Here is a 19,053-nt window from a genome sequence, read left to right on the forward strand (position 1 = left end):
TTACTTCCACATTCATGACCTTTTGAATTTAGGCTATTTTTAAATCAAAAAAACACGTTACTATTCTTTTATTTGAATGAGAATAGTAACGTGCTTTATATGTAATGTAGGTCTGTAGGCAAAATAGCGTCCAAATGCAAAGTTTTATAGAAGCAAAATACACCACTTAAATACTAAAATCTTATTAAGTAAAAAATTCATCTAATAATTATTGTGTGAGAAATAATTCCTACTATTATTTTTGTACCTTTCTAAATTTGCGAACGAAAGTGAGTACGGTACCTGCAATAACCATCCAAATGCCCATTGTTGCACTGTTAGTTGTACTAGCGCCCGTGTTTGGAAGTTCTTTATATGTAGATTCTTTTTTATCGGAATTACTGTTGTTCGGGATATTATTGTTATTAGTAAGGCCATTAGCTTTGCTGATGTCTTTATCTTTCACCAATACTTTTTGTATTGTATGAACCTCATTACCTACGGAATCTTTGACACTATATATTACTTCAAAAGTACCAGCTTTAGAGGTATCTACAGTTCCTTCATACGTTACGTTAGAAGTAACGTCACCGTCCTCTTTATCAGTAGCTAATACTCCTACCATTGGATCAAATTGATCTCCCTCAGTAATTGTAGTTGTAGCAGGTACTTTAAGTATTGGTATTTCATTTTTAACTTCATCTCTAACTTTGACCGTTACAGTTTGTTTCGCAGTTACTTCATGACCTTTAGAATCTGTCACTGTGTATGTTAATACGTAAGTATCGGCTTTAAAGGTATTTACTTCACCATTAACTTTTACTTTAGAAGTAAGATCGCCGTCTTCTTTATCAATAGCTAATACTTTTGCCATAGGATCGAATGAATCTCCTACATGAATTGTCGTTGCAGTAGGCACTGTTAATGTGGGGTTTAAATCTAATGTTTCTCCATTTCTCTCTACAATTACCGTCTGTGTAGCCATTGTATTCCCGCCTTGAGAGTCAACGACCGAGTAGTCCACAATGTATGTACCTGGTTTAGAAGTATCTACATCGCCTTTATATTTTACTTTATTTGTTAAATCACCATCTTCTTTATCAACAGCTTTTACATTACTCATCGGTTCAAACGTATCTCCAACACGCAGTGTAATTGTAAGTGGTACAGTTAATTCAGGAAGTTGGTTTTCTGCAGTTTTTTCGTTTTCTTTCACTGTTCCTTTAATTTTTGCTGCATCAAAAGCTTTTTGGACCGCTTCAACCTCAATTGAGTTCGCACCATATTTGTTTGTTGCAACTTTCAGACACGCTATTCTTAATTCAGAGAAATTAGAAGTCATGTTCAATTCATCTGTATTTGCATAATAGAAAATATCAAACATTTTATCTTCACCAATACCATTTACAGTTACACCGTTCTGAGTTCCACCTTGTGCAATTAAATACGCGACTTTATTAATAATACTTGAGTTGAAATGAACGCCCTCATTATCTTCTCCGTTTAAATCACTGTATTTGCTATAATCATCTGGATAAGGTAATCCATTAATAAATTTGACTGCAGATGGATTCTTCATATTACGAAGAACTAATCCAGTTTGTTCTCCTATTGTCCAATTAAATTCCCCATTATTTATGTATTTCTCAATAGCCGTTCCCATAATATCAGATAACGCCTCGTTAATTGCCCCAGATTCTCCGGAAAATTCAAGATTAGATTCGCTAGATGTAACCGCATGTGTAAATTCATGGCCCGCTATGTCAAACGCTTTCACCATTGGATCACCATATATTAGCATACTAACATTGCTAATATTAGCACTAAATGCATTCCCCCAATTTTTAGGATCATTTGTTTCTCCAGAATCCCATGCATGTACAACTGATACTACTTTTTTCCCCTTATTATCAAAACTATTACGTTTATATTTATCTTTATAAAAATCATATACCTTTGTTGCTAAGAAATGAGCACTTACCGCCTTTGGATCATTAAATATTGTTGAAGTGCTAGTTGCTAATATACCAGGATAATAACTGTCTTCAAAACTAATATCTCTATAATTTACATCATATGTCTCAATTCCTTGCCCCCTTGTGTAATCAGCAAGTGCATATGTTCCATTACTTTGTTCAGAAATACCGAATGTGCGAATTATACCTAAATCATCTTTACCTGTTCCGGTTAATGATTTGACATTGCTTTTTTTACTCGCCTCAATAGATTCAACATGCTCTTCACTTACTTTTAAACCTGACTCTTGCACCATATTTTTCAACATATCACCATTATTAGCATTCACTAAATAAGTTCCAGATACATAGTTTGGTGTTGCAGCTGTAAATGTAACTTGATATGCATTGCTAGCCTGCCCATTATTTTCATTTACAAAAATAACTTCCTTGACTTCTGGATCAGAAATAAATTTAATATCGTTCCCGTACTTCGTATAAATAACTTGTTTTGCATCTTCTTTTGATAAATTAATTGGATTCTTTAAATCTTCTTGTGTTAAATTTTGTGCACTTTCTCCTGAAACACTTTTAATAATCCCCTTTTTATCTACATGAGCAGTCAATTGGTGTCCATACACTTCTTTTCCTTCATATATTTGTTGCATACGAACAAGTGTAGTCCCATCATAAGCCCCACGTTTTTGAACAACCTTGTAATCTACCCCTTTGTCTCCACTAACTTGTTTTGGAGACAAAGCATGCTCCGTCTTTTCCTTAAGTGCATCTTTCACTACATTCTCAGGCGCCTTTTGTGATGGTTGTGTAAGTTCACCTGTACGGAACGAATCCTCTTGAATTTCAACTTGCATTGGATCCTTTTCCTCTGCATAACTTACTCCATATGGTGTTACAGTTGTTAGGGCTAATCCTGTTGTTAATGCAACTATAGCTATTTCTTTTTTATTTTTCATGTTATTTCCCTCGTATAATTCCCTAAAATATGAAACTGCTTAAATGTATTCCTATCAAAAATAGAAGAATAAAAAGTACGACACATTACGCAAAACTGTATTATAAAAAGATGACTTCTGTAGCAAACAAAAGTCATCCTTTCAATATGTAATATCTCTAATATTTTTTTAATGCATAATTTCTATATAAAAAGAAAAAAGCATTCATTAACGAGCGTTTTGCATTACTTTTATTAGGTCATTTATATTTTCAACTTTCTGCTGAAACTGATCAAATCTGCTATGTAGCAATGAAGGATTCTTATCTTCAGTTGAAATAACTTTTTTTAATTCCTCTTCTAATTTATCATATGTATCAAAGAAATTATCAAATTCTACACTTACAAGTTCTTCATTTTCACGATAAAATCTTTTTGATTCTATATAAGTCATATATGATTTATTTAAAAATCCTAATGAAATTAAATATTTAGAAGTGTTTTCTTGATAAATAGCAATATCACATGCTGTTTTAATATCAGAATAAGTTTTTTGAACGAAACAATGTAATTCAAAAATCTTAAACTTTAATCCATTATTCATTTCATCCCCTCCCACCCTATCTATTCTACATAAAAAAAGAATATTATACAAAGTAAAATATCAATATAGTACAAAAATAAAAAGCGTAAGAATAATTCCTTCCGCTTTTTATATCAAAACATACATTTCATATTGTGCTAAAGAATTCTTTTCAAATCCAGTTTTCTTTAAAAATCCTTCTAGTAAATTGTTGTTTGGAAACCCCATTGATAAACTTGTTACATTCAACTCATCTCTTGCTACTTGTAATAATTTTGATCCAATACCACGATTTCTATAGTCTTTGTCTACGAAAAGAAAACTAATTTTACCTTGTTCATTCACACATATAGCACCCTTTAAATCATTATCGACATATGTGCCGTAAAATGTATTATTTGTTTTTTCGATGTAATCCATATCATTTTGCCAATTTATATGGAAGTGTAACCATTTCTGAACTTCAAGTTTAAAAGATGGAAAATCTAATTGTTTTACTTCCATTCCCTTGCAATCTTTATTTTTTATTTCAGTCATATCTTTTAAATTATAATAAGATAGATCGTACACTTTTTCATAGCCTAATTTCGTATAAAAATGAATCGCTCGGTCATTGCCTACAATAACTTCAAGAAAAAGTTGCTTACACTCATTTTGAAGCGCCTCTTCTTTATGCAGTTCAAATAACTTTTGACTCACACCAATACCGCGGTAATTAGGATGAACCGCTAATGTTCCACAGCGCATTGTTTTTATGTTTGCATAATCCTTTATCCCGCCAAGTATTACACCAACAGATTTATTATCGTCTAAAGCAAGAAAGGAATGTTTTAGTGAATTCCCTTCTGGTCCAAAAAATCTTTTTATAAAATCTTCTTTTGAAACTTCCATTTTAATAATGTAATCTGAAAATCCATCTTTAAAAGCTTCATACACTAAATCGATACTTACTTCACTGCATCTTTTGTATTGAATCATATAAAATTATCCCTCACTTACTCGTGTTAAATTTAACATTCAAATACATAAAATGTACTAGTTCCACTCTACCCATCATTCTTTAATTTTTAGTTCTACCATTTAATTTGAAATAAACGGGCATTTTCCTACATATCTCTCACTATTAATTTGTTTTATAACAAACGGTGCAATATCACTATTTTGAATTTTGATTCCTGGCATATCTACTAAACTCTCTTTTATATTTCTAATTCCATTTCCTTCCATAACAAATGGTAATCTAACAATTGTCCAATCTACATCACTACCTTGAATAGTTTGCAATTCTTTATATTTATCTTGCATCATCTTTGATAAAAATACTTTAAACAAGGTAGCTCCTATTTTATTTATAATACCCTTTTGATCTCCTGTAACATCTAAAGAACCTCCAGAAATCAGTATATATCTTTTTATTTCAAATTCTTTCATTGCTTCTAAAATATGCTTCGTTACTGTACTAAAAATATAAGATTCATTTTTTGGTTGACCAACCGCATTAATTACAACTCGACAACCTTTAAGTAATTTCCGTATTGAAGAAAAATTACGTGCATCTCCATTAATAATCTCTAAATTTTCATTTGTTATTTTGATATTATTAGGATTTCTTGTTAATATTTTTACTTGATATCCCTTTTCTAACGCTTCGTTTACAAGGAATTTCCCGGCTTTTCCATTTGCACCTAGAATAGCTATTCTATTTGTACTTTCCAATATTAACCCCTCTAACTATCTATTATTTACTACATTAATCTCATACACTCGTAAAAAAGCAATTAAATGTTCGCACGCTCGTTCACATGCTAACATTTTAAAGATTTTTTGTTCCTCTTTCGTTTTATCATTTGCTTGATCTGAAGCAGCTTTTAAACATAGAAAAGGCTTGTTATTGATTTGGCATACATAAGCGAATGCTGCTACTTCTTGATCAACCGCTAATGCTCCATATACAGTATGGAGTAAATATCTCATTTCTGAACTACGGATACGTTGATCTCCAGATAAAAATGTACCGAAATGAATCGGTTCATATGATCGGATCTTTTTTATTCTTCTTACAATTGACTTTGTTGTTTCAATAGGTGCTGTTCTACCATTATATAAATTAAAAACATCCTCCCCCGAACCAGCTGCAGTAACATCGTGTTGTATTGCATTAAGGGCTACTACAATATGACCATTTTTCACCTTATTTGATAAGCTTCCGCATATCCCTGTCATAAACAACTCATCTGGCTGAAACTCACTAATTAATAATTGTACACAACTTGCACAACTTACTTTGCCAACTCCAGTTATAACAGAGATAACTTCCAAATTATTTATATAATGAAAATGAAATTCCCAAGCTGCTCTTTTTTCAATGCGTTCACTTGGATAATATTGATGCAAATACGTAAGTTCTGGTTCCCATGCGGATACGATTGCAATACGTTTCATTACACGCTTCACTTCCCCCATTGTTGTCATTTAAATAAGTTATCTATGCTTTCTCGTTCATAATCTGGAATCCACTTTTTATATTTCTCATATAAGTTTCGTATTGTTTCTTTATTCTTCGCAATCACTTCACATCCTCTATCATCGTAAATATACATGATAATATCTTTTGTTGTATTTATGAGAAATACATCTGGATAAGAAATTTCTTTTTTGCATCCAAAACGAGGATAAAGACCTGGAAAATCTTCATGATTTGCAGCTTGAATAAGCTGTTTATACTTTATATCGCTAGCAAAACATTTTAACGAAAATTGATATGTACAATATAAATCAGCTTCTTCATCTTCAAATAGAAAAGGTAATGTTTCTTGTCTTAACTTGAAATTTAAATCCCTCTTTTTAATAAAACTATTGTATACATTTATTTTCTGCGGATTTTTCACATTTTCCTTTTTAAATCGATAAACATTTGTTACTAAAAACACTTCATCTTCTTTTGAAAATATATCTTCAAACAAGTATTTATTATATGTATAAAGTTGAGTGAAGTATTCCATATTTAAATCGTCAGTTCTTTCGACATTTGGGCATTTCCCTTTCCCAAAATGAAAATGCAAATAATTTCCCCACTGAAAGTATATATGTGGTACTAATGTAACTCCAGGAAATATTTGATTCATATACTCTTGTAATTGCATCCCCATATCCTTTCTACTCTACAATTTCTTTTAACTGCCAATATGCTTCTTCTAGCCACGGGTGTACAACTTTCAACGTTTCTTTTCTATCCCACAAATATGAAATATATACGAAAGCAGCATGTTCTAAAGATTTTTCTAATCCTTTTTTTACTTCTACTAAATATAGCGGTGTACCATTTTGATCCCATTCTATTTTATCAGCAACAAATAACACTAAATCCATTTTCGTTGCATGTTTACGTAGTGTAGTATGACAACAAATTGCATTTAAAATCTCTTCATCTTCCACTTTAAATATCTCTTTTGCAATTATTCTCGACAGTTTTTGATGAATAATCATCGGGAATTCTCGTTCTTCTTGTAATATCTCTATTCCAAATTTCTCAGCAACCGCAACCCGCTCTTCATTCGGAAAGATTGCACTAATATCATGTAAATATGCTGCCATTGCTGCCTTTTCCTCATTTTCATGATACTTAATCGCAATTTTTCGAGCTTCATTTGCCACCCGAATTGAATGTTTATATGTAAGCTCTTTTTTGTATTTTAATAGAAAAACTTTTATATCATTTTCAATTTTCCCAGTCGGAGTAAATGAATAAATATCTTTATATAACATCGTAAGTCAGTCCCCCTTATTCCAAACTTTCGATATAACGTTGTATTCAAATATCCTTTTTATTTGTATTCGTTATGAATGTTTTAATCCCTTTTTTATACGTTACATGAAATTTTATGTGGAATCATTGCTACAAAATACATAAATGTTTGATATTATAGTAATGTTAATGATTTGTTAGGAAAGGAACTACATAATGAATAAAAATATATTAATTATTGATGATGATAAAGAAATTGTTGAATTACTTGCTGTTTATTTGCGAAATGAAGGCTATAACATTTATAAAGCATATGATGGCGATGAAGCATTACAAATGATTTCTACATATGAAGTTGACCTTATGATTTTGGATATTATGATGCCAAAACGAAACGGATTAGAAGTTTGCCAAGAGGTTCGTGAGAATAATACTGTACCTATTCTTATGCTAAGTGCAAAAGCAGAAGATATGGATAAAATATTAGGTCTTATGACTGGTGCAGATGATTATATGATTAAACCATTCAATCCATTAGAATTAGTAGCTAGAGTGAAAGCTTTACTACGAAGATCATCTTTCCAAAATGCCACTTCCTCTAAAAATGAAAATGGTATTATTCGTATTCGTTCTGCTGAAATACACAAACATAATCATACAGTTAAAGTCAATGGAGAATACATTAAACTTACATCTATTGAATTTGATATTTTATATTTACTTGCGAGTAATACGGGAAGAGTATTTAGTTCCGAAGAAATTTTTGAACGCGTTTGGAATGAAGATGGTTATGGTTCAAATAAAACTGTAATGGTCCACATTAGTAATTTACGAGATAAACTTGAGACAGGTATGAATGGAGAGAAGTTTATTCATACCGTTTGGGGAGTAGGCTATAAAATTGAGAAATGAAGCATTTGATATATTAAAAGATATCCCAAAATGGAAGTTGATTTTTTGGTTTATGTTAGCCATCACACTTACTCCTATTACTGAATTAATTATATATCGCCTTGTTACAAGTGTAATTGAAAGTTCACTTACGTTAAGTGAACTCGGCAAAGAATTCATTAGAATTTTTGGATATGAAAAATATAAAGGAATAAGGGAATCTCTATGGATGATGATTGTATCTTATTTGTTTTTATTTTCTATTTTCTCATCCTACCTATATATTTTTTATCGTCATGAAAGAAAGCTTTACTATGAAACTTGTATTAAAAAAATGATAGAAGAGATTCGTTATATTGCCGATGGAAACTTCAATCATAAAGTTTCTATCGTAAATCATAATTATCTGGAAGAGTTAGCGACCGGGGTTAATCAAATTGTTGAACAATTGAAAGTCTCAATTGATGAAGAGAGACAGGCCGAACAAGCTAAAAGTGAATTAATTACAAATGTATCACATGATTTACGTACTCCTCTTACTTCTATAGTTGGATACGTAAATTTAATCCACCATGATAATTATAGAGATGAAGTGGAATTACGCTATTACATACAAGTCATTTACGATAAAGTAACACGTCTTAATGCATTAATGAATGACTTGTTTGAATATACACGTGTTCAGAATAAAGAGTTAAGCTTATATTCTGTTCCCATTGATATTGTAGAGTTACTTGGACAATTAACTGTTCAATTCCGTATACAAGTTCAAGAAGCTAATATAGAATGTCGACCTTCTTTTCCATCTCAAAAACTCATGGTATTAGCTGATGGAGACAAATTAGTACGTGTGTTTGAAAATCTTATTATAAACGCTATCGCTTATGGAAACGACGGTGGCTATATCGACCTTGCTGCCTATGAAAGCAATAATATGATTACTATAGATATAACAAATTACGGCCAACCTATTCCTAGTACAGATTTACCTCATATTTTTGAGCGCTTTTATCGCGTTGAAAAATCTCGCTCTACGAACACTGGTGGATCTGGTCTCGGATTAGCAATAGCAAAAAGTATTGTTGAATTGCATAAAGGAACAATTGAAGTATATAGTGATGATAAAAAAACAACTTTCACTGTAAAACTACAACAATATAAATGTTAATAGAGCTTAACTTTAGGTCCAATTCCTTATCATAAAAGGAATTGGACCTTTTATTTTCCATTAACATCCAAAATTTAATAATCCTTTATAATTCTTTAGAAATTCTTTACCTTTTCTTTCTTCCTAATTAAGCATTCCTTTTTACAATAGTATTATCGATGTCATAATAGGAGGATCGCTTATGCAATTCCTGAAAAAGTTCACAATTTTATTATTATCTTTTGTTATTACAGCACTTATCGTTTTATATTTTTATCTTTATGTAAATGGTCCAATTATTCAAGCTAAATCAGCTATTTTAATAGATGCTAATTCAGGTGAAGTTGTTTTTAAAAAAAATGAAGATATTTCTATACAGTCAGCTACTTTATCTAAATTAATGACAGAGTATATCGCAATGGAACAACTGAATGAAGGAAAAATACAATTAGATGAATTAGTAAAAATAAGTAACGAAGTTTTTCGAGCAGAAACAAGTCCTATACAAGTAACTTCGAAAGATAAAACGACAGTTCGTGATTTACTTCATGCATTGTTTTTGACAGGGAATAATCGTTCCGCACTTGCCCTTGCAGAACACATTGCTGGAAACGAAGATAACTTTACACTTTTAATGAATGAAAAAGCAAAACAACTAAAGTTATCACAACCATCCCCGTTTCTAAATGCTACTGGTATGAATAACGATACAAATAAGCAAACAAATACAACAGCCATAGATGTAGCGAAACTAGCGACACAATTAGTAAAAGACTTTCCAGATGTATTGAATATTACGAAACTAACCTCTTACCAATTTACCTTCAAAGATTCAAAAGTGTTCAACACAAATAAAATGATTTATTCCCTTAATAAAAACATTAATCTCCAAGGTGTTGACGGCTTACAAACTAGTTTTTCAACTAATGGTAATTATAGTTTTGTCAGTACAGCAAAACGAGGAGATACTAGACTTATTTCTGTAATATTAGAATCAAATGAAGAAAACAGTACCTTTATTGAAACAAAAAAGCTACTACAGTACGGTTTTGATCCATCCTCGTACTCTTCACTCCAAGCTTTTAAAGATGCTGTTACATCTTGGACAGTATTGCTTCAATTTAAAAATTTAATCATACAAACATTGTTGATTTTCTTCATTATTACATTTTTAATGTTTTTACATATACGCCAAAAAAAATCCGAGGATTTCAACTAGGAAATCTTCTTATATATAAAAAACGGCTTACATTTATAGTGCAAGCCGTTTTCTACATCTATAGTCCTCTTCCAATTAAATTCGCTGAAACAGGCTGAAGCTTTAACTCTCTCGCCCATATAGATAGCTGACCAATGTGATGAATTTCATGTACAATTACATGTCTTAAAACTTCACCGTATGTATATGTTTTATCTGTCCACGAAGCTTTTAATATCTTACATTCTAGGCTAGATGACCACACCTGCAAAAAAACTTCTAATTCTCGTTTATATAAATCAGATAACGCTTTCACTTTTTGGATTGATTGATAACTTTTAAATTGCGGTTCATTATCTTCTTTTCCTTGAAGTGCGCTAATCCAGCTGTATTCAACATCGACAATATGGAATAATGTTTCTAAAATACTCCCAGCACCCCCTACACGCTTGCGGAGTAATTCTTCCTCTGAAAGTTGTTCACACCACTTAAACCAGTCATCCCTTACTTGCCAATTGTATTGAAATAAAGTGTACATATTTATCTCTCCCCCACCTCAATAATCCACTTAATAGCATCTACTACATAATATGGTTCATCTTTTTGAATATAGTGACCACTTTGTTCTGCAATTACAAATTTATTATTGCTTGATAATCGTAATAAATCTTCTTGCAATTGTAACCATTTCAATTGTGCAGCTGGCGAATAAAAAGCTTTTTTACCAGCAGCTAACACGGCAAGTGGAATATTCCCCATTGACTGACAATGTTTATCTACTTCACCTAGACTAAACATAAACTCTTCATAAGAACTTTCATATACAAACTGTTTATTGTAAGCATCTTGAAATTCTGGAGACATGATTGGTAAAAATGCTTCTTTATAATTTTCTGGTGTCGAATCCACCAAAACGATTCCCAACATATCTTCAGGATAAAAAGTCGCAAATAAACGTGCACTTCTACCGCCAAAAGAATGCCCTACAAAAATATAAGGTGGTTTCAATTGTATTTGCTCCAAGCAACACCTTAAATCCTTTACCATTTCAGAACTAATACGCCTCTTAGAACTCTTCTCACTTTTCCCTAATCCCGCTCGATCATATGTAAGGACCGTCCCATATTCCGTCAACTCTTCAGCAATATGGTCCCATGTCTTTGAATAATCGCCATAACCTGCCTCCATTATAATAACTGGCTGCAGCTTCTTTCCTTGGAACTTTTTCGTATACATTTTAAAATCGTCAACTTGTACATATTCCTCTATACATTTAACCATTTACAATCACTTCTCTTCGGCCAAGTTCCTCTACAGCATGATTCATTATTTCACTTACAGATAAAGATCCATCCAATACAATATCCGAATTCGGCTTAACAGTATGGATTGCCTCTAAATAAGCTTTTCTCGCAAATGTCATGTAATGTTTCAAATCATTATGTATTTCATCTATTGTACCTTCTTTAAAATCCCGCAAAATTCTTCTAGCCATCGCAATATCTAAAGGCGTGTCGATAAATATAGTTACATCAATGAATTGTCGCATTTCACTATTTAAGTATGCAAAAGGATAATCTACAATAATATAATCTACGTTACTATCTCGTATAAGATACTGAATATCATGAATTAATGGTGTAAGTACCCATTCATCATAATTTGCTCCATCATCAATCCATTTACAAATATCAGCAGGACAGTTATCAAAGTTATAGCTATCAAAATAAAGAGCTTTTGAGTTTTCCAACTCATTCGTTAATCTTTCTGTAACAGTAGTTTTACCTCCCCCTGAAACAGCTGCAATTGTAATGATTTTCGTTTTTTTCATAATTCCCCACCATACCCCATTTAATTACCATAATATAATTACAGATAACTATTATTTTTTATCGCTCCATTCATATTCTAACATACTCATTTCCCATAAATTCCAATACGTTTCACCTACTTTTTTTGACTCTCGTAATAAACCTTCTTTTACAAATCCTATTTTTTCATAACATGAGATGGCCGACGTATTAAAATCATAAACACCAAGAGTTACTCTATGTAGTTTTAATTCTTCAAATGCAACTTGTAGTATTGCCTTCATCATATGTTTCCCTATAGAACGTCCTCTCATTTTCGTATCACCAACTAGCACTTTTCCAATCCTTGCAGATTTATTTATATTGTCTATCTGCCCAAGTGAAATATGACCAACTACTTTCTTAGACTCTTCATCTATTACTTTAAATGCAAGTGTATTTGAGCTTTCTATATAATTTTCTAATTGTTGTTCATTTAGGGGATATGCAAATGCATTTCCTGACCATTGTATTAAAAACTCTTCGGAGTCAATCCAATCTATTAATTGCTTGAAATCAGATTTTTTAAAGGTCTCTAGTTTAATCACTTTTATGCTCCTTTCATACATCATACTTTATAGCCCAAAACTTATTTCTATACAAAGAATATATTCTCCTTTATATGAAATTAAAATAAAGCCATTCTTAAGAATGGCTTTACAAAAAAGCGAAATTACTCTTTTTCCCTATGTCAACAATGGCTCAATCGCTTCAATTTTACAAACTGAAATAATTACTGTAACTACCCCAGCACTATTAGCAAGCCTTACAACATCACAAGTGACTGAAGAAACAGTTCCTGCATAATTATTACTTCCTGTTGTAATGCGCACTGATCTGTTTACTAACTTTCTCAGCTCATCTCTAATTCCTTGTACACAGCAACAGTCACATGCCTTATTTTGTTCTTCATGTTCTTTTTTACACTCTTCAAAAACGTCCCAACAATCATCCTGTTTACATGAACACTTTTTTCTAGAATTACTATAACGATATCCCAAAATCTCACCCCCTAATCATTTCTATTAATATAGTATGTTCACTAGCTTCAAAGTGTACGAGGCAAAAACATAGAAAAGAAAAAACAAACAATTGTACTAAATTAAACTTATACAAAAAAACAAATACATTGCTGTATGAACTCCCAGTGAATATACTGGTAATCCTCGCATTAATAACTACTCTTTTCTAATCAGTGAAATGCAAAAAAATAAAAACTGACCTCTATCAATTAGAGGTCAGTTCATATTATACATACTTTATATCTTATAATTTACTAGACTGTAACCCCTGAATAAATGGAACTACTTCAGGATTTACAAGTGATGATAAATCACCTAATTCTTTTCCTAAGTAAGCAGCTTTAATGACACGTCGCATTACTTTAGAATTACGTGTTTTCGGTAAATCTTCTACAACGTGAATATCTTTTGGGCATAATGCTTTTCCGATATGAGAGTTTACTAAACTCATTAATTCTTTCTTTAACTCTCCTGTGAATGTTACATTATCCCTTAGTACTACAAAACAATGACAAACTTCACCTTTTACATCATCAGGTACACCAATCGCAGCAGCTTCTATGACATCATTATGCTTCACAAGAATAGATTCATATTCAGCAGGTCCAATACGTTTTCCAGCAATGTTTAACGTATCATCTGAGCGTCCTGTAATAATATATTGCTCACCATCATAAATCACCCAGTCACCATGAACCCATTTATTTTCAAAACGTGACCAATATGTGTTCACATAACGCTCATCGTCTTCCCAGAAGCTTTTCGTCATGCCAACCCAAGGTTTTTCTAAACATAATTCTCCAACTTCATCACGAATTGGATTACCTTGATCATCGAGCACAACCGCTGCCATTCCTGGTAAAGATGCATTAAAACTAATTGGTGCAATTGGTTTAATAAGGACGTTTCCGAAAATCCCACCAGAAATTTCAGTTCCGCCTGAATAGTTACAAATTGGTACATTACTTTTTCCAACTGTTTCAAATAGCCACATCCAAGGATCTGGATTCCAAGGTTCGCCTGTTGACGCGAATACTTCTAAACTCTTGAGTGAATGTTTATTCACATATTCATCACCTTTTGCCATTAACGCACGAATTAATGTTGGTGATATACCAAGATGTGTAATTTCATATTTATCAACTGTCTCCCATAACCGATCTGCTTCCGGGAAATCTGGAACACCTTCGTACATAACCATCGTTGCCCCATTAATAAGAGAACCGAATAGTAAAAATGGTCCCATCATCCAGCCCATATCAGTTACCCATAATACACGGTCACCTTGCTTGATATTCATTCCAAATCCTGCATCAAATGCAGCTTTCAAAGGAAAACCAGCATGTGTATGTACTGTTCCTTTCGGTTTTCCAGTTGTTCCAGAAGTATATATAAGCATTAATGGGTCATCACTGTTCATTTCTTCTGCATGTACAAATGGCTTTTCTTTTTCTAACGTACTCCATGAAAAATCATAATTATGTGGCGTAAAGTCATTTCCTGCATGACGCACGATAACGACTTTTTCAACAGTCGGACAATGTTCACAAGCTTTATCTACTTCGTCTTTTAATGAAACAACTTTACCTCGACGTGAAAAACCATCTGCAGTAATGATCATTTTTGACCCTGCAGCTTGCACACGTGTCATGACTGCATCAGACGCAAAGCCTGAGAATATTGGTGAAATAATTGCACCGATTTTCATAACAGCTAGCATCGCAACAACTGTTTCTGGAATCATCGGCATATAAATTGTTACACGGTCGCCTTTTTCAATACCAGCATGTTTCAAACCGTTTGCAACGCGGCTTACCCAGTTGTCAAGTTCTTCATATGTAAATAATTTTGAAGTTCCATTTTCTCCCTCGTACTGAAGTGCTGGTTGTTTTCTTGTTTCATCATCTGCAAGCCAGCGTGATAAAACTGATTCTACAACGTTACATGTTCCACCATTATACCACTGTGCAAACGGCGTACCATTCTCTAGGTCTAGCACGTCTGTATAAGGTTTCATCCATTGATAGCCTACCGCTTTCTCAGCTTCTCCCCAAAACCAAGCTGTTTCTTCGATTGACTTATTATAAAACGTTTCATAATCTTCATATCCCAATGATTTCATCCAACCATATAAACGCGTTTTTTCTTTATACTCTTCTGTTGGAAACCAAACTGCTTGTTTCAATGTTTTCCCCTCCTTGACTTTTTGAGCAAGAAAGCCCTAAATAGGGCTTTTAAACTGGATAAACAGGGTGTTTACGATTCGTAAATACTTGATATTTACTCATATACATTTCGAATCGTCCTTTTAACTCTTCTCTTAAATTGTTTGGATGAACAATACCATCAATGACCATCTCTGATGCCAAATGGTAAATATCAATATCCTTTTTATACTCTTCACGTTTTTCAGCAATGAAGCTATCACGCTCTTCTTCTGGTAAAGCTGCAATCTTATTTGCATATACAGCATTGACCGCAGCTTCTGGTCCCATTACCGCAATAGAAGCTGTCGGTAATGCAAGGCAGCAATCTGGTTCAAAGGCTGGACCTGCCATCGCATATAAACCAGCACCATACGCTTTACGAACAACGATAGAAATTTTCGGTACAGTTGCTTCACTCATTGCAGAAATCATTTTTGCACCGTGACGAATAATACCAGCACGCTCTACTTTTGTACCAATCATAAATCCAGGTACATCTGCAAGGAATAATAATGGAATATGATATGCATCACATAAATTAATAAACTTCGCTGCTTTATCAGCTGAATCGTGGAATAATACGCCGCCTTTCATACGCGGTTGATTTGCGATAATACCAACTGGCTTACCATCAATACGTGCTAAGCCTGTAATTAGTTCTTGAGCAAATAATTTTTTTACTTCATAGAAAGAACCTTCATCAATAATTCTGTTAATGAGATCTTTCATATTGAAAGGAGCATTTTGATTTTCTGGAATGATTTGTTCTAACGTTTTTTCGAATTGTTTCGGTTCTTGAGGTGTAACCAATGGAGTCTTCTCTAAGTAGTTGTTTGGAAAATATGAAATGTATTGTCTTGCTTGTGTAATCGCATCTTCTTCGGTCTTACATAAAACATCTCCGCATCCTGATACTGAGCAATGCATACGAGCTCCGCCCATCTCTTCTAAAGTTACTTTCTCACCGATAACCATCTCAGCCATACGAGGAGATCCTAAATACATAGATGCATTTCCTTCCACCATCATAACAACATCACAAAAGGCTGGAATATATGCACCACCAGCTGCAGAAGGTCCAAATAATAAGCATACTTGCGGGACTTTACCTGATAATTTCACTTGATTGTAGAAGATTCTTCCTGCACCACGGCGCCCTGGGAACATTTCTACTTGATCAGTGATACGCGCTCCAGCAGAGTCAACTAAATAAAATAACGGAACACGTAACTTTTCTGCCGTTTCTTGAATACGTAAAATCTTTTCAACTGTACGTGCGCCCCATGATCCAGCTTTTACAGTTGAATCATTTGCCATCACGCATGCCGTACGACCATGTATTTTACCTGTTGCCGTTATAACACCATCAGCAGGTAATCCTGTTTGTTCACAATTTGCAAATAATGCATCTTCTACATATTCACCATTATCAAATAAAAGAGCTAAGCGATCTCGAACGAATAGTTTTCCTTTTGCTTTGTTTTGTTCATGATATTTTGGTGCGCCGCCTTGTTTAATCGTTTCAACTCGTTCTTCAAATGTATTCGATTGTTGTTTTTGGTCTAACATATTTACTCCCCCTTATACATTGGTGTGCGTTTTTCCTTGAATGCTTGTAATCCTTCTAATCTATCTTTCGTATGGATTACACCTTCATACGCTTGTTTTTCCATTTGTAATCCGGTATGTAAATCAACTTGAATACCGTTTGAAATTGCTTCTTTTGCTAATCGAACAGCAATTGGACCATTACTAGCAATTCTCTCTGCCATTTCAATCGCTTTCTCTTCAAGTAAATGGGCTGGTACAACGAATTCTACTAGACCATATTCTTTCGCTTCTTGCGCCGAAATGCGTCTGCCTGTATAAATTAATTCTTTCGCTCTACCAACACCAATTAATCTTGGTAAACGCTGTGTACCACCTGCTCCTGGTATAATTGCAAGTGTAGTTTCAGTAAGACCAAGACTTGCAGTGTCAGAAGCAATTCTAAAATCACAAGCTAAACTTAATTCCGTACCACCACCAAGTGCGATTCCATTTATAGCAGCGATAACTGGCTGTGGTAATTGTTCAACCATTTCCATAGTAGAACGAATCATACTAACAGCATGACGAACTTGTTCTTCATTCATGCCAGCACGTTCTTTTAAATCAGCTCCGGCACAAAATGCTTTTTCACCAGCACCTGTTAGAATAACTACACGAGTATTTGACTCTTCATTTATTTGAGTTAATATGTTTTGTAACTCTTCTAATAACGCTAAAGATAATGAGTTTGCTTGTCTTTCACGATATAATGTAATCTTTACAATATGAGGTGTTACATAATCAACTGAAATGTTTTGTAATTGTAGCATCTTCTCACCTACTTATCGTTTTATGTTGAAGCGCTCTATACACATGACTCGGTAATTGGATATTTAATTTACTTTGAATAAATTGACTCGCTCTCAATAACTTCTCTTCATCAATATTCGTTTGGACACCTAACTTATGGAGCATATGAACTAAGTCATCAGTTGCAACATTGCCTGATGCTCCTGGTGCATATGGACATCCACCAAGGCCGCCACAAGAACTATCAAATGTTGTAATACCATATTCTAATGACTTAACTACATTCGCCAGAGCCATTCCATACGTATTATGGAAATGCATTGCAAACTGCGAAGCATCATATTTCTTTAATAAATGTTCTAATACTTGCTCTACTTGTAACGGATTTGCTACACCAATCGTGTCACCGAGAGAGACTTCATAAATGCCATATGAGAATAGTTGATTACATAATTCGTCAACTGCTGTAGCACTTATATCTCCTTCATAAGGACATCCAAATACAGTAGAAACATAGCCTCTTACCTTTTTCCCTTCGAATAATGCCTGCTTTGTTATATCTTCAATGACAACTAATGCTTCTTTAATTGATTTATTAATATTACTTTTATTATGAGATTCACTTGCTGATAAAAAAACATTCACCTCATCTACATTTTGCAAAAAAGCTCGTTCCAAACCATTTTGGTTTGGAACAAGCGCTGCATACGTAACATTTGAATCCCTTTTCAGCTCAGAAAACACATCATTTGCATCTGCTAATGCAGGAACCCATTTAGGGTGAACGAATGAGGAAACTTCAACGTACGATAATCCCGCCTCTGTAAGTAGTTGAATCCATTGTACTTTATCTTTTGTGCCAACAATCTTTTTTTCATTTTGTAAGCCATCACGTGGCCCGACTTCTTTAATGACAGCAAAATTAGGTAGTTTCAATTCGCTTCCCCCTATATCTCCCTATTCAATTTCTAGTAATACATCTCCTTCATTTACAAAGTCGCCTTCTTGCACATTAATTTTCATAACTGTGCCAGCTTCTTCTGAAATGATTGGAATTTCCATTTTCATAGATTCCAAAATGACGACATCCTGCTCTTCCTCTACTGTATCTCCTACTCCTACAACAATCTTCCATACATTTCCTGCCATCGATGCATATACTTTCGTCATCATTTTTTCCCCCT

Annotated in this window: 20 protein-coding genes; 3 read left to right on the plus strand and 17 right to left on the minus strand. The window is 33.4% G+C overall.

Features of this window, described 5'->3' with window-relative positions; translation table 11 throughout:
- Window positions 1-235: 235 nt before the first annotated feature.
- The 7 genes from ACXVYO_RS13685 to yqeK all read right to left on the minus strand — a co-directional run bounded on the left by ACXVYO_RS13685 (window position 236) and on the right by yqeK (window position 7,234).
- The gene (locus ACXVYO_RS13685) at window positions 236-2,908 is read right to left on the minus strand and encodes a M4 family metallopeptidase (protein WP_458467445.1); all 2,673 of its coding nucleotides are present in this window, start codon (window positions 2,906-2,908) and stop codon (window positions 236-238) included.
- A 207-nt stretch (window positions 2,909-3,115) separates the two neighbouring features.
- Entirely contained in the window at window positions 3,116-3,490 is a 375-nt protein-coding gene (locus ACXVYO_RS13690) for a hypothetical protein (protein WP_061680389.1), read from the minus strand.
- Between the two features lie 108 nt (window positions 3,491-3,598).
- The gene (locus tag ACXVYO_RS13695; RefSeq protein WP_458467446.1) at window positions 3,599-4,447 is read right to left on the minus strand and encodes a GNAT family N-acetyltransferase; all 849 of its coding nucleotides are present in this window, start codon (window positions 4,445-4,447) and stop codon (window positions 3,599-3,601) included.
- A 102-nt stretch (window positions 4,448-4,549) separates the two neighbouring features.
- Window positions 4,550-5,185 (minus strand): SDR family oxidoreductase, encoded by a 636-nt coding sequence (locus ACXVYO_RS13700; protein WP_458467447.1) that lies wholly within the window; start codon window positions 5,183-5,185, stop codon window positions 4,550-4,552.
- A gap of 15 nt (window positions 5,186-5,200) precedes the next feature.
- Window positions 5,201-5,941, minus strand: coding sequence for a phosphorylase family protein (locus tag ACXVYO_RS13705; RefSeq protein ID WP_458467448.1), 741 nt, complete (start codon window positions 5,939-5,941; stop codon window positions 5,201-5,203).
- Window positions 5,938-6,612: a DUF3885 domain-containing protein gene (locus ACXVYO_RS13710; RefSeq protein WP_458467792.1), complete on the minus strand. Its 675-nt coding sequence runs from the start codon at window positions 6,610-6,612 to the stop codon at window positions 5,938-5,940. The genes ACXVYO_RS13705 and ACXVYO_RS13710 overlap by 4 nt, the downstream gene beginning before the upstream one ends.
- Before the next feature lie 13 nt (window positions 6,613-6,625).
- Window positions 6,626-7,234 (minus strand): bis(5'-nucleosyl)-tetraphosphatase (symmetrical) YqeK, encoded by a 609-nt coding sequence (yqeK, locus tag ACXVYO_RS13715; RefSeq protein ID WP_458467449.1) that lies wholly within the window; start codon window positions 7,232-7,234, stop codon window positions 6,626-6,628.
- A gap of 196 nt (window positions 7,235-7,430) precedes the next feature.
- Here yqeK and ACXVYO_RS13720 point away from each other — a divergent pair, with 196 nt between their 5' ends.
- From ACXVYO_RS13720 to ACXVYO_RS13730, 3 genes are all read left to right on the plus strand, one after another.
- Complete coding sequence (locus ACXVYO_RS13720; RefSeq protein ID WP_458467450.1) at window positions 7,431-8,126, plus strand: response regulator transcription factor; 696 nt, start codon at window positions 7,431-7,433, stop codon at window positions 8,124-8,126.
- Window positions 8,116-9,273 carry a sensor histidine kinase gene (locus tag ACXVYO_RS13725; RefSeq protein WP_458467451.1) on the plus strand — a complete coding sequence of 386 codons (1,158 nt, stop codon included), beginning with the start codon at window positions 8,116-8,118 and terminating at the stop codon, window positions 9,271-9,273. Before ACXVYO_RS13720 ends, ACXVYO_RS13725 begins: the two co-directional genes overlap by 11 nt.
- A gap of 181 nt (window positions 9,274-9,454) precedes the next feature.
- The gene (locus tag ACXVYO_RS13730; RefSeq protein WP_458467452.1) at window positions 9,455-10,471 is read left to right on the plus strand and encodes a D-alanyl-D-alanine carboxypeptidase family protein; all 1,017 of its coding nucleotides are present in this window, start codon (window positions 9,455-9,457) and stop codon (window positions 10,469-10,471) included.
- Between the two features lie 58 nt (window positions 10,472-10,529).
- Here ACXVYO_RS13730 and ACXVYO_RS13735 read toward each other — a convergent pair whose 3' ends face one another.
- The 10 genes from ACXVYO_RS13735 to ACXVYO_RS13780 form a co-directional block, all read right to left on the minus strand.
- Window positions 10,530-10,988, minus strand: coding sequence for a DinB family protein (locus tag ACXVYO_RS13735; RefSeq protein ID WP_458467453.1), 459 nt, complete (start codon window positions 10,986-10,988; stop codon window positions 10,530-10,532).
- Between the two features lie 2 nt (window positions 10,989-10,990).
- Window positions 10,991-11,731, minus strand: a complete 741-nt coding sequence (locus ACXVYO_RS13740; protein WP_458467454.1) for an alpha/beta fold hydrolase — start codon at window positions 11,729-11,731, stop codon at window positions 10,991-10,993.
- The gene (locus tag ACXVYO_RS13745; protein ID WP_458467455.1) at window positions 11,724-12,281 is read right to left on the minus strand and encodes a hypothetical protein; all 558 of its coding nucleotides are present in this window, start codon (window positions 12,279-12,281) and stop codon (window positions 11,724-11,726) included. The genes ACXVYO_RS13740 and ACXVYO_RS13745 overlap by 8 nt, the downstream gene beginning before the upstream one ends.
- A gap of 51 nt (window positions 12,282-12,332) precedes the next feature.
- Complete coding sequence (locus ACXVYO_RS13750; protein WP_458467456.1) at window positions 12,333-12,872, minus strand: GNAT family N-acetyltransferase; 540 nt, start codon at window positions 12,870-12,872, stop codon at window positions 12,333-12,335.
- 114 nt (window positions 12,873-12,986) lie between these two features.
- Entirely contained in the window at window positions 12,987-13,301 is a 315-nt protein-coding gene (exsK, locus tag ACXVYO_RS13755; protein WP_458467457.1) for an exosporium protein ExsK, read from the minus strand.
- Window positions 13,302-13,566: 265 nt separating this feature from the next.
- Entirely contained in the window at window positions 13,567-15,507 is a 1,941-nt protein-coding gene (locus ACXVYO_RS13760) for an AMP-binding protein (protein ID WP_458467458.1), read from the minus strand.
- Between the two features lie 49 nt (window positions 15,508-15,556).
- Window positions 15,557-17,098: an acyl-CoA carboxylase subunit beta gene (locus ACXVYO_RS13765; protein WP_458467459.1), complete on the minus strand. Its 1,542-nt coding sequence runs from the start codon at window positions 17,096-17,098 to the stop codon at window positions 15,557-15,559.
- 2 nt (window positions 17,099-17,100) lie between these two features.
- On the minus strand, window positions 17,101-17,889 hold the full coding sequence (locus tag ACXVYO_RS13770) for an enoyl-CoA hydratase (protein ID WP_458467460.1): 789 nt from the start codon (window positions 17,887-17,889) through the stop codon (window positions 17,101-17,103).
- Window positions 17,890-17,893: 4 nt separating this feature from the next.
- The gene (gene mvaB, locus ACXVYO_RS13775; RefSeq protein WP_458467461.1) at window positions 17,894-18,805 is read right to left on the minus strand and encodes a hydroxymethylglutaryl-CoA lyase; all 912 of its coding nucleotides are present in this window, start codon (window positions 18,803-18,805) and stop codon (window positions 17,894-17,896) included.
- Window positions 18,806-18,826: 21 nt separating this feature from the next.
- Window positions 18,827-19,042: an acetyl-CoA carboxylase biotin carboxyl carrier protein subunit gene (locus ACXVYO_RS13780; protein WP_001987345.1), complete on the minus strand. Its 216-nt coding sequence runs from the start codon at window positions 19,040-19,042 to the stop codon at window positions 18,827-18,829.
- Between the last annotated feature and the right edge of the window lie 11 nt (window positions 19,043-19,053).

The organism is Bacillus sp. BC08 (genome assembly GCF_054326875.1).

What these genes read in the sequence shown, in the direction of transcription:
- ACXVYO_RS13685 (WP_458467445.1), bottom strand. Translation starts at nt 2,908, where the DNA reads ATGAAAAATAAAAAAGAAATAGCTATAGTTGCATTAACAACAGGATTA.
- ACXVYO_RS13690 (WP_061680389.1), bottom strand. Translation starts at nt 3,490, where the DNA reads ATGAATAATGGATTAAAGTTTAAGATTTTTGAATTACATTGTTTCGTT.
- ACXVYO_RS13695 (WP_458467446.1), bottom strand. Translation starts at nt 4,447, where the DNA reads ATGATTCAATACAAAAGATGCAGTGAAGTAAGTATCGATTTAGTGTAT.
- ACXVYO_RS13705 (WP_458467448.1), bottom strand. Translation starts at nt 5,941, where the DNA reads ATGACAACAATGGGGGAAGTGAAGCGTGTAATGAAACGTATTGCAATC.
- ACXVYO_RS13710 (WP_458467792.1), bottom strand. Translation starts at nt 6,612, where the DNA reads ATGCAATTACAAGAGTATATGAATCAAATATTTCCTGGAGTTACATTA.
- yqeK (WP_458467449.1), bottom strand. Translation starts at nt 7,234, where the DNA reads ATGTTATATAAAGATATTTATTCATTTACTCCGACTGGGAAAATTGAA.
- ACXVYO_RS13720 (WP_458467450.1), top strand. Translation starts at nt 7,431, where the DNA reads ATGAATAAAAATATATTAATTATTGATGATGATAAAGAAATTGTTGAA.
- ACXVYO_RS13730 (WP_458467452.1), top strand. Translation starts at nt 9,455, where the DNA reads ATGCAATTCCTGAAAAAGTTCACAATTTTATTATTATCTTTTGTTATT.
- ACXVYO_RS13735 (WP_458467453.1), bottom strand. Translation starts at nt 10,988, where the DNA reads ATGTACACTTTATTTCAATACAATTGGCAAGTAAGGGATGACTGGTTT.
- ACXVYO_RS13740 (WP_458467454.1), bottom strand. Translation starts at nt 11,731, where the DNA reads ATGGTTAAATGTATAGAGGAATATGTACAAGTTGACGATTTTAAAATG.
- ACXVYO_RS13745 (WP_458467455.1), bottom strand. Translation starts at nt 12,281, where the DNA reads ATGAAAAAAACGAAAATCATTACAATTGCAGCTGTTTCAGGGGGAGGT.
- ACXVYO_RS13750 (WP_458467456.1), bottom strand. Translation starts at nt 12,872, where the DNA reads ATGATGTATGAAAGGAGCATAAAAGTGATTAAACTAGAGACCTTTAAA.
- ACXVYO_RS13765 (WP_458467459.1), bottom strand. Translation starts at nt 17,098, where the DNA reads ATGTTAGACCAAAAACAACAATCGAATACATTTGAAGAACGAGTTGAA.
- ACXVYO_RS13770 (WP_458467460.1), bottom strand. Translation starts at nt 17,889, where the DNA reads ATGCTACAATTACAAAACATTTCAGTTGATTATGTAACACCTCATATT.
- ACXVYO_RS13780 (WP_001987345.1), bottom strand. Translation starts at nt 19,042, where the DNA reads ATGATGACGAAAGTATATGCATCGATGGCAGGAAATGTATGGAAGATT.